At 50.5% G+C, this 11286-nt stretch carries 11 protein-coding genes and 13 tRNA genes; 5 read left to right on the top strand and 19 right to left on the bottom strand.

Features of this window, described 5'->3' with window-relative positions; genetic code table 11:
* Positions 1-141 precede the first annotated feature (141 nt).
* On the bottom strand, positions 142-2574 hold the full coding sequence (gene leuS / locus FD30_RS10470; RefSeq protein WP_056944971.1) for a leucine--tRNA ligase: 2433 nt from the start codon (positions 2572-2574) through the stop codon (positions 142-144).
* 398 nt (positions 2575-2972) lie between these two features.
* Between leuS and FD30_RS10465 the strand changes: the two genes are divergently transcribed.
* Complete coding sequence (locus FD30_RS10465; protein ID WP_056944970.1) at positions 2973-3611, top strand: phosphatase PAP2 family protein; 639 nt, start codon at positions 2973-2975, stop codon at positions 3609-3611.
* On the top strand, positions 3611-4177 hold the full coding sequence (mnmM, locus tag FD30_RS10460) for a tRNA 5-(aminomethyl)-2-thiouridylate-methyltransferase MnmM (protein ID WP_056944969.1): 567 nt from the start codon (positions 3611-3613) through the stop codon (positions 4175-4177). The genes FD30_RS10465 and mnmM overlap by 1 nt, the downstream gene beginning before the upstream one ends.
* A gap of 97 nt (positions 4178-4274) precedes the next feature.
* On the opposite strand, the gene FD30_RS10455 is transcribed toward mnmM, so the two are convergent.
* Positions 4275-4991 carry an SDR family NAD(P)-dependent oxidoreductase gene (locus FD30_RS10455; protein ID WP_056944968.1) on the bottom strand — a complete coding sequence of 239 codons (717 nt, stop codon included), beginning with the start codon at positions 4989-4991 and terminating at the stop codon, positions 4275-4277.
* Between the two features lie 151 nt (positions 4992-5142).
* Here FD30_RS10455 and FD30_RS10450 point away from each other — a divergent pair, with 151 nt between their 5' ends.
* Positions 5143-5388 carry a hypothetical protein gene (locus FD30_RS10450; protein WP_056944967.1) on the top strand — a complete coding sequence of 82 codons (246 nt, stop codon included), beginning with the start codon at positions 5143-5145 and terminating at the stop codon, positions 5386-5388.
* Positions 5389-5442: 54 nt separating this feature from the next.
* Here FD30_RS10450 and FD30_RS10445 read toward each other — a convergent pair whose 3' ends face one another.
* The 3 genes from FD30_RS10445 to FD30_RS10435 form a co-directional block, all read right to left on the bottom strand.
* Positions 5443-6186: an adaptor protein MecA gene (locus FD30_RS10445; RefSeq protein ID WP_024746553.1), complete on the bottom strand. Its 744-nt coding sequence runs from the start codon at positions 6184-6186 to the stop codon at positions 5443-5445.
* Positions 6187-6330: 144 nt separating this feature from the next.
* Positions 6331-6738 carry a transcriptional regulator SpxA gene (gene spxA / locus FD30_RS10440; RefSeq protein WP_056944966.1) on the bottom strand — a complete coding sequence of 136 codons (408 nt, stop codon included), beginning with the start codon at positions 6736-6738 and terminating at the stop codon, positions 6331-6333.
* 103 nt (positions 6739-6841) lie between these two features.
* A complete protein-coding gene (locus tag FD30_RS10435) occupies positions 6842-7579 on the bottom strand; it encodes an MBL fold metallo-hydrolase (protein ID WP_056944965.1) in 738 nt (245 codons plus the stop codon).
* 121 nt (positions 7580-7700) lie between these two features.
* On the opposite strand from FD30_RS10435, the gene FD30_RS10430 reads away from it, so the two are divergent.
* Together FD30_RS10430 and FD30_RS10425 are read left to right on the top strand one after the other, a co-directional pair.
* Positions 7701-8204 (top strand): antibiotic biosynthesis monooxygenase, encoded by a 504-nt coding sequence (locus tag FD30_RS10430; protein WP_056944964.1) that lies wholly within the window; start codon positions 7701-7703, stop codon positions 8202-8204.
* 175 nt (positions 8205-8379) lie between these two features.
* Complete coding sequence (locus FD30_RS10425; RefSeq protein WP_082604901.1) at positions 8380-9510, top strand: DUF2075 domain-containing protein; 1131 nt, start codon at positions 8380-8382, stop codon at positions 9508-9510.
* A gap of 71 nt (positions 9511-9581) precedes the next feature.
* Here FD30_RS10425 and FD30_RS10420 read toward each other — a convergent pair whose 3' ends face one another.
* The 14 genes from FD30_RS10420 to FD30_RS10355 form a co-directional block, all read right to left on the bottom strand.
* Complete coding sequence (locus tag FD30_RS10420; RefSeq protein ID WP_056944962.1) at positions 9582-9791, bottom strand: hypothetical protein; 210 nt, start codon at positions 9789-9791, stop codon at positions 9582-9584.
* 316 nt (positions 9792-10107) lie between these two features.
* A tRNA-Asp gene (locus FD30_RS10415) sits at positions 10108-10181 on the bottom strand.
* Positions 10182-10186: 5 nt separating this feature from the next.
* A tRNA-Met gene (locus FD30_RS10410) sits at positions 10187-10260 on the bottom strand.
* Between the two features lie 28 nt (positions 10261-10288).
* Positions 10289-10361, bottom strand: a tRNA-Glu gene (locus FD30_RS10405).
* Positions 10362-10388: 27 nt separating this feature from the next.
* Positions 10389-10476, bottom strand: a tRNA-Ser gene (locus FD30_RS10400).
* Positions 10477-10481: 5 nt separating this feature from the next.
* A tRNA-Ile gene (locus FD30_RS10395) sits at positions 10482-10556 on the bottom strand.
* Positions 10557-10562: 6 nt separating this feature from the next.
* Positions 10563-10633 (bottom strand) — tRNA-Gly (locus tag FD30_RS10390).
* A gap of 18 nt (positions 10634-10651) precedes the next feature.
* A tRNA-Phe gene (locus tag FD30_RS10385) sits at positions 10652-10724 on the bottom strand.
* A 5-nt stretch (positions 10725-10729) separates the two neighbouring features.
* Positions 10730-10803: transfer RNA gene (locus FD30_RS10380), tRNA-Asp, on the bottom strand.
* Positions 10804-10808: 5 nt separating this feature from the next.
* Positions 10809-10882 (bottom strand) — tRNA-Met (locus FD30_RS10375).
* A gap of 10 nt (positions 10883-10892) precedes the next feature.
* Positions 10893-10982: transfer RNA gene (locus FD30_RS10370), tRNA-Ser, on the bottom strand.
* A 36-nt stretch (positions 10983-11018) separates the two neighbouring features.
* Positions 11019-11092 (bottom strand) — tRNA-Ile (locus FD30_RS10365).
* A 15-nt stretch (positions 11093-11107) separates the two neighbouring features.
* Positions 11108-11181, bottom strand: a tRNA-Met gene (locus tag FD30_RS10360).
* Between the two features lie 28 nt (positions 11182-11209).
* Positions 11210-11283: transfer RNA gene (locus tag FD30_RS10355), tRNA-Pro, on the bottom strand.
* Positions 11284-11286: the final 3 nt, after the last annotated feature.

Here is an 11286-nt window from a genome sequence, read left to right as displayed (position 1 = left end):
AATCAAGGTCGAAAAAAAGAATCCAATTCGTAAATGAATTGGATTCTCACATTAGTACTCATCAACACCAGTTGACAAAGAGCCTTTAAAAAAGACGATTCAACGGCTTTTGCGCGTTGAATCGTCTTTTTTTAAACCATTTTAGTTGGCCACAATGTTGACCAATTTTCCTGGAACGACAATCACTTTACGAATCGTCTTACCATCGGTGTGCGCCTTGACGGTTTCATCCGCCAACGCTGCCTTTTCAATGGCGTCTTTATCGGCATCCTTGGCCACCTTCAAGTGTGCCCGGACCTTACCATTGACTTGAACGACCATCTCAATGACGTCTTCCACTAATTGCTTCGGATCATAAGTTGGCCACTTCGCGTAAGCAATCGTCTCCTCATGCCCCATTAAGGACCAGAGTTCTTCCGCAATGTGCGGCGCGATTGGCGACAACATCTTGACGAAGCCTTCCATGTAAATCAACGGTAGGCTGTCCGCCTTGTACGCGTCGTTTATGAAGACCATCAATTGCGAGATTGCCACGTTAAAGCGCATGTTTTCGATGTCATCCGTGACCGTCTTGACCGTCTGGTTGTAACTCTTGTCCAGCGTTCCGTCGTTGATCATCGTGACCCGGTCGCGCAGGTGATTGTTATCATCGATCAATAACCGCCAAACCCGGTCTAACCAGCGTCGAGAACCATTGATGCCTTCCGTGCTCCAGGGCTTGGAAGCTTCCAGTGGTCCCATGAACATTTCGTACAACCGCAGGGTATCGGCCCCTTGCTTCTCAACGATTTCATCAGGGTTGATGACGTTCCCCTTAGACTTAGACATCTTTTCATGGTTGGTTCCTAAGATCATCCCTTGGTTGACTAACTTCTGGAATGGTTCCTTAGTCGGCACAACCCCTAAGTCGTACAGGAACTTATGCCAGAACCGCGCATACAGCAAGTGTAGTACCGCATGTTCCGCTCCACCGATGTACAGATCGACGGGCATCCAGTACTTCAGCTTCTCTGGATCCGCAATCATCTTATCGTTGTGCGGATCGACGTACCGCAAGAAGTACCAAGAACTCCCTGCCCATTGCGGCATGGTGTTGGTTTCCCGCTTACCTTTACGGCCATTCTTATCGACCACGTTGACCCAGTCATCCAGGTTCGCCAATGGGCTTTCACCCGTTCCAGACGGCTCAAGTTGCTTAGCCGCTGGTAACCGTAATGGCAGCTCGTCTTCAGGAACCAGCGTCGTCTCGCCGTCTTCCCAGTGGATAACGGGAATCGGTTCACCCCAGTAGCGTTGCCGTGAGAAGATCCAATCCCGTAACCGGAAGTTGACTTGCTTGTGGCCTGCACCGTGGCCTTCCAACCAATCGATAGCTGCCTTCATGGCATCAGCCTTATTCATGCCATCCATGAAGTCGGAGTTCACATGTTGACCATCACCCGTATAAGCGGCATCTTGGACGTCCACGTCACCGTCTTCTGGCGCAATGACTTGGATGATTGGTAACTCAAACTTCTGGGCAAAGTCGTGATCCCGGTCGTCGTGTGCCGGCACCGCCATAATGGCCCCCGTCCCATAAGAAGCCAGGACATAGTCACCGATCCAGATAGGTAATTTCTTTCCCGACATAGGGTTAATCCCGTAAGCACCGGTGAAGACCCCAGACTTATCCTTGTTCAGGTCAGTCCGTTCCAGATCCGACTTATGTTCAATCGATTCCTTGTAGGCCTTAACGGCAGCCGCTTGGTCCGGCGTCGTGATCTTATCAACTAACGGATGTTCCGGCGCTAAGACCATGTAGGTCGCGCCGAACAACGTGTCTGGTCGCGTCGAGTAAACTTCGATCTTCTGGTCTGCTTGCCCAGCGACTGGGAAGAAGATGCTGGCCCCTTCTGACCGGCCAATCCAGTTCCGTTGTTGCTCCTTGATACTTTCTGGCCAATCCAAATCGTCCAGATCATCGATCAAGCGGTCTGCATAGGCCGTGATCTTCAGGACCCATTGGCGCATTGGAACCCGGTAGACGGGGTAACCGCCCCGTTCCGTCTTCCCATCGACCACTTCTTCATTGGCCACAACGACCCCGCCCATAAAGTCGGGCGCCCAGTTGACCATGATCTTATCTTCGTAAGCCAAGCCCTTCTTGTAGAGCTGTTCAAAGATCCATTGCGTCCATTTGTAGTACGATTCGTCCGTGGTGTTGATTTCACGGCTCCAGTCATAGGAGAAGCCTAACGACCGAATCTGACGCTTAAAGTTTTTAATGTTGTGGGCTGTGAAGTCCTTAGGGTTGTGCCCCGTCTTCAAAGCATATTGTTCAGCTGGTAAGCCAAAGGCATCCCACCCCATGGGGTGTAAGACGTTGAACCCTTGCATCCGCTTGTACCGTGCCATGATATCCGTTGCCGTATAGCCTTCTGGATGGCCGACATGTAAGCCTTGGCCAGAGGGGTAAGGGAACATGTCTAAGACGTAGTACTTGGGCTTAGACGTGCTATCAGATGCTTCAAAAGTCTTATTGACCCGCCAGTAATGTTGCCACTTGCGTTCAATTATTTCATGTTTGTATGCCATGAATTTTCTTCCCTTCTGATAATGAAAACGTTGAGTTGAAAAAAGCCCCCAGAAAGTCGCCAAATGACGACGTTCTGTAGGGCGTTTGAGCGCGGTACCACCTACGTTTTCCCAATGTCTGGGACTCAGTGGCGGATAACGGCGCCAGACGCCCACCTTGCGGCAGAGAACACTCAGAGACAAGTTCGATTCAGTGGTCACGGATTCTCAGCCCCATCCGCTCTCTGACGGCCACATCCCATCTACTACTTCTCGTCAACGTTTTAGATAATTGGTGATTGTCCTCATCTTAGCAAACCCCCTTTAGAAAAGCAAGACACCCGGCGGATATCTCCCCTAAAATTGCGAATTCGGTGTGCTATACTTGAGCTACTAATTTGTTTTGAGGAGTACACCGTATGCCACGACTATCACGTTGGCGCTGGGGCCTGACTTGGGCTGCCGGCTGCCTCTTTTTGATTGACCTGTTCGGGGTCGTCTTCCACCAAGCCTGGGTCGCCCAACTCGACCAAGCTTTAATTCACCTGATTCGCCAACCGCTAAGCCACCCCATGACACAAGCCGTCATTGCCGTCACCACGGCAGGGAACCCCAAGCCCGTCACCTGGGTCACCATCATTCTGGTGGTTGCTTTGGTGATTGCGCGCCGATACCGTGCCAGCTTCTTTCTGTTGGTCAACGTTTTAGGCTGGGCCGGATTAGGGAACTTCATCCTAAAAAACCTGGTGCAGCGTCCGCGGCCTACCGTCAACCGACTGGTCACGGCCAGTTCCTTTAGCTTTCCTAGCGGCCATTCCATCACCGTCATGCTTCTGTGGGGCACGGTCATCGTGCTGGCCGGGCGCTACTTACGCCAGTCTCCCGGTATTCGGTACTTAATCACCGGATTGGCCAGCTTATGGATCCTAGCCGTTGGCGTCTCCCGAGTCTACGTCGGTGTCCATTACCCAACGGATGTCTTGGCTGGCTGGTTACTGGGATTCTTTCTACTAACCGTGACCCAATGGTTCTTGACCCGACATGGAGATGATTTCTAATGAATTTACCAAACGCTTTAACCTATAGTCACACCCTTTTAGAAGATTGCGTCTACCCGGGGGCCACGGTGGTTGACGCCACTGTAGGCAACGGGCACGACACGCTATTTCTCGCCCAGTTGGTGGGTCCCACCGGTCACGTCATCGGCTTTGACGTTCAAGCTGTCGCCTTAGCGCACACCCAAACACAGTTGACCCTCACCGGCCAGCAGTCCCGGGTCAGCTTACACCACGTCGGTCACGAGCACGTTGCTGAATATTTAGCACCGGACCAGACCGTGGCCGCTGCAATTTTCAACCTGGGCTACCTCCCTGGGAGTGATAAGACCAAAATCACTCACGCCCCCACCACGCTCACCGCGGTCAAGGCCTTACTCCCACACCTGCCGCGTGGAGGGCGGGTCATCCTGGTCGTCTACGCCGGTCATCCCGGTGGCGCCGCGGAAGCACAAGCCGTCCACCAATTCTGTGCGGACCTTCCCCAGAAGACCTACCAAGTCTTACAGTACGGGTTCATCAATCAGGTTCACACACCACCCTACTTGTTGGCTATTGAACGACGCTAATCGCAAAACGGCATCCCCTGTTGCGGGATGCCGTTTTGCGTTCAAAAAAACTGATTCGCCGTAAGCGTCTCAGTCTTTTTAACCACTAGGACTAAAGCTATTGCGCGGTGTACCCGCCGTCAGCGTTGATTACTGCACCCGTCACAATCGATGCATCATCACTGGCTAAGAAAGCAATCACGCTCGCGATTTCAGATGGCTCAGCCAACCGGCCCACGGGCATCTTGGCGACCATGCTATCCGTCACATCACTCGGCAGTGTCTGTAGTAGTGGCGTGTTCACGTAGCCCGGCGCTACGGCGTTGAAGCGAATTCCCTGCGGTGCGTAAGTCACGGCTTGTGACCGGGTAAAGTTCGCCACCCCGGCTTTGGCAGCTGAGTAAGCCTGCGAGTTAGCCGCCCCCACGACGCCTAAAATGGAGCTCATGTTGATGACACTGCCACTCTGCTGCTTGACCATCTGTTGGACCACGTACTTATCGGTCAAGACAACTCCGGTCAAATCAACATCGATGACCCGTTGCCAGTTGGCCACGTCTAAGTCGGCAACTCCCGCTTTATGCTCGGTGATCCCCGCATTAGCCACCAAAATATCGATTTGGTGATACTGGCGCACCACGGTTTCCACTAAATTCTGCAATGAGCGCTGGTCAGTAACGTCCGTCTTCACAAACTTGATTCGTGAATCCTCCGGGGCCTCGAGGTCTGCTGAAACGGCAATGGCCCCATCTTTAACCAACCGTTGACAAGTTGCCAGGCCGATTCCAGAAGATCCACCCGTCACAATGGCGACTTTTCCCGTTAACTCTGACATCTAACCACTCCTTTTAGGGTTAATTATACGACCCATTAGCGAATTATGTAACCGCTTTCCAAAAGAACAACCACCGCTCCGGTGTTCCTCGAGAATACCCGCTAAGGAAATTCTATGCTACACTAAGTTTAATCTTTAGGAGGTTGATTTTATGTCTCATCAAGAAAATGCCAAGTTCATTCAGGCTGCCCTACAGGCTGGCATCGCCCAAACGGAAAAGGAGCAACAGGCCGCGATGTCCACTAGCATCAACGGGTTGATTAAAGCTGGGTTCACCAAGGAACAAGTGCTGGCCATCACTCAATTTCAATCTGCTGGTATGCAATACAATCAAGCACTGATTGGCCATTTAAGCGTCTCCCTGCTGGATCATTTAAGTGAATCGCCGGCTAAATAAAAAGACTAGGTGTTCACTTTTTTAGCGAACATCTAGTCTTTTTTAAAATTTAAACTATTTAGCGTCTAAAAAGTAGTACCGTGTCAACTCCAGTGCCGAGTGCTCCATGACTAACTTGCCATGCTCTGCCAGGACATCTGGGGCCACCTTAGACCGGTCAGCGTACTCATAAGCCACTGCCATATCGTCCTTGATGGCTTCTCGTGAAGTTTCATTTGTAAAGAAAATCAATTCTAAGTAGTAATCGCCGTTGTACTGATAAAGGTTCGAGGCCGCACTGTCTAAGTGCAAGACCCGGGCCAGACTAATCATGTCCTCGAAGGCGTGTAACCGCACAACTTGGGAGACAGTCGGTTGACCATCATCATTCAGATAATCCGCAACGTCGTTACTCTCGCTCGCCGCATTCCGCCGACTCGCTTCCGCCATCGCAGAAAAGACATTCTTCCGACGACCATCTTTACCGAGTAAGTGTTCTTTAATCTGATCCGACACTTGATCGGGGTGATCGGCGTCTACGCTGGCATCAGCCTGTTCATCGTCAACTGGCGCGTCGGGATCGACGTTCTTACTGATAAACAGTTCCAGACCATTACGATTTGGTAAGACTTGAAACGTCACCGCATCGTTGTCTTGGAATTGATGATCAACGTCGACTTCCTCTAAGATACTATAGAAGAAACTTTCGATTTGCTTGTGGTTACCCAGCAAATCCAACACAGTGATTCCACGTTCACTGAGGTCGTCATTACCAATAACCACCCGAATCGTATTCTCATTGATTCGTTCCATTTCCATGAATAACACCCCTTTCTCGTGGGTTGGGTATTGTCCTTGTTACTCATTCTAACCGTTTTTGTAGACTTGTAAAGCAATGCTCACAAAAAACTGGACTGCAAGTAGTATTTTCCCACAAATCCAGTTAGATGCAACTAATTCATCTTATTTTTGTCCATTCGCTAAACGTTGGGCAGTCTGTAAGGCTTGAATTCGGACCGAACGTGGTAAGAAACGTCGAATCTCTTCTTCGTTAAAGCCCACCTGTAACCGGCGGTCGTCCATGATGATGGGTCGCCGTAAGATTCCTGGGTGCCGGCGAATCAGATCAAACAAGTCACCTAAGGGTAACTCCTCTAGCTGAGTACCTAATTGTTGATAGGCCTGAGACCGTTTCGAGATAATTTCTTCCGTGCCTTCCTCAGTCAACCGCAAGATGGCCTTAATATCCGCTACTTTGAGGGGGGTCACAAAAATATTCTGTTCCCGATATGCGATTCCATGGTCTTCTAACCAAAGGCGAGCCTTCCGGCAGGACGAGCAACTAGGCGTCGTAAACAGTGTCACAGTCATTTGTAAATCCTCCTTTATATAACTTATATTTAATAGATACCATTATATCACGTTTAAGTTAAAAGGGAAGTCTTTATTAAAAATTATTTGATACCCATGACCATTAAATGCGATAAGTAGTCCCTGCATGGACAACATTAACGGGCACTTTCCCGGCAGCGGCTTGCGCTTCCGCAGCCAACTGTGATAATTGTCCCGTTTGTGGTAAATGCGTTAAAAGTAACCGCCCAACCTGCGCATCTCGAGCCAGTTGTCCCGCTTGGGTGGACGTCAAATGCCAGGCCGTTCCCTGATGATCCGCGTAAAAGTTAGTATCTGCCAGTAAGACATCCGCCTGTTGCGCCCAAGTACTTAGTTCGGGAAAGGCAGCCGTATCCGCCGTAAAGGCTAACCGGCGTCCTGTAGCCGTCTCCGTGATGATGGGCGCATACGCCGGAACCGGATGATGGGTCGGTCCAAACGTGATGGTCAGTGGGCCCAACGTCAAAGTTTGATCAGGTTGGTAAGCGTGCCCTTCCGTTGCATGGGGCCAAGTCAACCCCGCGAAGGCCTGAGCGTCCGCTTGATGACCATAAATGGGCAAGACCGGTTCTTCCTTGGCCCCCGGAGCCAACTGCCAAAGATACTGCAGAACGCCCACATCAGCGGTATGGTCGTGGTGGTAGTGGGTCAGTAAGACCGCATCCAGCTGTAAGGGGTCAAGATAACGCTGTAACGCCGTCAACGCGCCACTCCCACAATCCAGTAACAAGTGGTAGTCCCCACTAGTCACCAAGTAGCTACTGGTTCCCACCCCATTATACGGATAGCCACCGTAGCATCCTAAAACTGTTAATTCCATCAAATCACCCTTCCATAGATCTTTTCTCTTTAGTTTAGCGCGTCTATTCGGAGGTGTAAACGTTTCAGGTTTCCCCAAAAAACGGGGTATAATGAAGGGGTTAACAAGGAGGGATTCCGCTATGTTAAGAAATCTAGCATTCACATTCGGTAGTCGCGATGTTCTCAAGCAGTTCATTGCCGAGCACCCCGACCGCAAGTTAATCTTGCTCGCTAGTTCGACTGGTGATAATCAAGGGCTTCAGCTGATTGATGCTTCAGACCAGCCCAGTCTATTTTCCGCTGGACTAGACTATCAGGTACGGTTACACCAAGGAACCACTGACTGGAAGGGATTTTACAGCTTCAGCTACTTCAAGTTCGATCCGCACACTGCCGAGGCTTTCGAAGCCAAGACGACCCGGTTAGCCAGCAACCTGTTGCCCCACGGAATGAAGGCTCTGTACGTCATGACCAAGCAACATGACAGTGGCAGCTACAGCCTTCTGACTATCTGGGAAGACAGTCAAGCTTACTCGCTCTGGCGCAACTCTCCGGAGTTCACACCACTCAACATCTACGCGACTAGTGCGAATCACTACCACACCGCAAGCTATCATCGCATTGCCCTAACCAAGACCAAGTAAGTGTTAACCCCTTTGCACTAAGGGGTTTTTCTTTTGCACACGATTCGCGGTACAATGGCGGTATGACTTTTGACAGAAAGGTGGCACCAGGGTTATTCAACCATCAAACGCAGCACTTGATAAAATCTCTCCTGAATTACCATTAACGCTCGACCAGGAGCACCTAGTCCAGCACATGTATCACTTTATAACTTCTCACATAAACGGACAACATCCCGCAATCTTTAGCTTATACGGCGATGCTGGAACCGGCAAAAGTGTGGTCTTAGCCCACCTCTTCAACCGGATTCAAAGCGCAAACCGGACACAATCCGCTTCGTCGCTTGCCGGCACCACCAATTACTTTCTGGTTAACCACCCTGAAATTCTTAAAGTTTACCGTGCCATTGCGGGCCAGCAACCCCACCTCTACAAGAAGGACTTTCAACGTCCTACAACCCTGATCAACCAGATTGCTCAGGGCAAGACTTCCGCCGACGTCCTGATTATTGACGAAGCACATCTGTTACTTTCTCAAGCTGATCATTATAATAACTTTTACGGTGACAACCAACTTGCCTCTTTAATGCAAACGGCTAAAGTCATCGTGGTCGTCTTTGACGAAACTCAAGTTCTACGAATGAAGAGTTTTTGGACCGAGCAGCGGCTTGAACACCTCGTAGCGCCATACCCCCACGAACGTTACCGCCTCACACACCAATTCCGGATGCACGCCAGTGATGCCCTAGTCCGGTGGATCAATGCCTTCACGCACCACGACTTACGGCCGGTGCCTTCCTCCGGCGGTCCCCACTATGACTTACGGATCTTTGCGGATGCTGAAGAGATGCGTCAAGCCATTGTACAACGTAATCAGGAAGCGGGGCTGGCGCGAATCGTTTCCACCTCGGGTTACCCTTCAACGCTCGATGGCGGGAAACACTACATTCAAGAGGGACGATTTCGTCTCCCCTGGGACCAATACAACTATACGCAAACTCCTTGGGCGGAACTTCCCCAAACCATAAACGAAGTTGGCTCCATCTACACTTGCCAAGGATTTGACCTCAATTACGTCGGGGTGATTTTAGGACCTCCAGTTACGCTAACCGCAGATGGTCAACTGACCATTGACTTGGCTAAGTACACTGACGTTGAGGCCTTCAAACGCCGGTCTGATTTAACGGACCCCCACCAGTTACGGCTAATCAAGGAACAACTGGTACTCAATTCCATCAACGTCTTGATGAAACGAGGTGTGCATGGCTTGTACCTATACGCCCACGATCCCCAGTTACGGGCATTCCTGTTGAACCATCACTGCTAAAAAAGCGACCACTCAGATTATCGACGAGCGGTCGCTTTAGTGTCTACTTTTCTCTTAACCGACCTATGGGGCTACTCACCCCACAAATTCCCCATATCCAGCTGACCCCGGCGCCGTTGGTAAACGGTAACTTGTTCTCGTCGGTGCGCATTTCGGAACAGATAGACCTCCCGATCAAGTAAAACTGCCATAAGTTGCCAATTCTTAGGATTCATTCCACGACGTCGAAGCCGCTCAGTTGTCCACTGTTCAATTTCCTGATTGCTGAGTTCCTTAGTCATTGTCTCAACTCCTTAAAGTTTTGATCATCTAACTAGTCGCCTGTAACCAAAATTACACCAATAAGCACCTGCAAATCCACCACGACTCGTCAGATAATGTTATTGCGCCATTAGTGTACCATCATTTTAATTAATAGTCATGATTAATGGCGCATTGTCTCCCGCCTCGGGGGTCGAAGGTGCAAGCCATGCTAGCTTCCCCAAATTTTCGTTGCTAGAGTTCCAGGTTACCCCTTTACAACACCGCTTGATTCGGTACCTAAAATGGATTTTGACATACCAAAAAAGGCCTTCCCCACAGGAAGACCTTACCGGACGGTCTGTACGAGACTCGAACTCGTGATCTCCTCCGTGACAGGGAGGCGTCCTAACCAACTGGACCAACAGACCATTGATTGCGGGAGCTGGATTTGAACCAACGACCTTCGGGTTATGAGCCCGACGAGCTACCAGACTGCTCCATCCCGCGATAATAGTAATAAAATTAAATGGTACAATGACCCGTACGGGATTCGAACCCATGTTACCGCCGTGAAAGGGCGGTGTCTTAAACCACTTGACCAACGGGTCATATCAAAATGTGATATGGTGTTACAACGGAGAAGGAGAGATTCGAACTCTCGCGCCGCTTCCGCGACCTATACCCTTAGCAGGGGCACCTCTTCAGCCACTTGAGTACTTCTCCAAAGATGGGCCTAAATGGACTCGAACCATCGACCTCACGCTTATCAGGCGTGCGCTCTAAACCAGCTGAGCTATAGGCCCATGCAAAGCGGGTGACGAGAATCGAACTCGCGACAACAGCTTGGAAGGCTGTGGTTTTACCACTAAACTACACCCGCATTGTATGAGTAAAGCAATGGCGCGGGACGGAATCGAACCGCCGACACATGGAGCTTCAATCCATTGCTCTACCGACTGAGCTACCGAGCCATAAACGGTCTGTACGAGACTCGAACTCGTGATCTCCTCCGTGACAGGGAGGCGTCCTAACCAACTGGACCAACAGACCATTGATTGCGGGAGCTGGATTTGAACCAACGACCTTCGGGTTATGAGCCCGACGAGCTACCAGACTGCTCCATCCCGCGATAATGGAAAAGGAGGATGAGAGATTCGAACTCTCGCGTGGTTTTACCCACCTGACGGTTTTCAAGACCGTTCCCTTCAGCCAGACTTGGGTAATCCTCCATAATACATAACACTAGACACCAACGTCCAAATAAATGGACCTTGTAGGACTCGAACCTACGACCGGACGGTTATGAGCCGTCTGCTCTAACCAACTGAGCTAAAGGTCCAGTTCAAGTCTTAAATCGCGGCAGGGGGGATCGAACCCTCGACCTCTCGGGTATGAACCGAACGCTCTAGCCAGCTGAGCTACACCGCGAAGTGTTAAATAAAATATTTTTATTTAATCGGGAAGACAGGATTCGAACCTGCGACCCCCTGGTCCCAAACCAGGTGCTCTACCAAGCTGAGCTACTTCCCGTTT

Source organism: Levilactobacillus namurensis DSM 19117 (genome assembly GCF_001434785.1).
GTDB lineage: Bacteria > Bacillota > Bacilli > Lactobacillales > Lactobacillaceae > Levilactobacillus > Levilactobacillus namurensis.
This window is presented reverse-complemented; position numbering and strand designations above follow the sequence as displayed.

Coding starts and splice junctions, on each gene's coding strand:
- FD30_RS10465 (WP_056944970.1), top strand. CDS start 2,973: ATGCCACGACTATCACGTTGGCGCTGGGGCCTGACTTGGGCTGCCGGC.
- FD30_RS10430 (WP_056944964.1), top strand. CDS start 7,701: ATGTTAAGAAATCTAGCATTCACATTCGGTAGTCGCGATGTTCTCAAG.
- FD30_RS10455 (WP_056944968.1), bottom strand. CDS start 4,991: ATGTCAGAGTTAACGGGAAAAGTCGCCATTGTGACGGGTGGATCTTCT.
- FD30_RS10435 (WP_056944965.1), bottom strand. CDS start 7,579: ATGGAATTAACAGTTTTAGGATGCTACGGTGGCTATCCGTATAATGGG.
- FD30_RS10450 (WP_056944967.1), top strand. CDS start 5,143: ATGTCTCATCAAGAAAATGCCAAGTTCATTCAGGCTGCCCTACAGGCT.
- FD30_RS10445 (WP_024746553.1), bottom strand. CDS start 6,186: ATGGAAATGGAACGAATCAATGAGAATACGATTCGGGTGGTTATTGGT.
- leuS (WP_056944971.1), bottom strand. CDS start 2,574: ATGGCATACAAACATGAAATAATTGAACGCAAGTGGCAACATTACTGG.
- spxA (WP_056944966.1), bottom strand. CDS start 6,738: ATGACTGTGACACTGTTTACGACGCCTAGTTGCTCGTCCTGCCGGAAG.
- FD30_RS10420 (WP_056944962.1), bottom strand. CDS start 9,791: ATGACTAAGGAACTCAGCAATCAGGAAATTGAACAGTGGACAACTGAG.
- mnmM (WP_056944969.1), top strand. CDS start 3,611: ATGAATTTACCAAACGCTTTAACCTATAGTCACACCCTTTTAGAAGAT.
- FD30_RS10425 (WP_082604901.1), top strand. CDS start 8,380: ATGTATCACTTTATAACTTCTCACATAAACGGACAACATCCCGCAATC.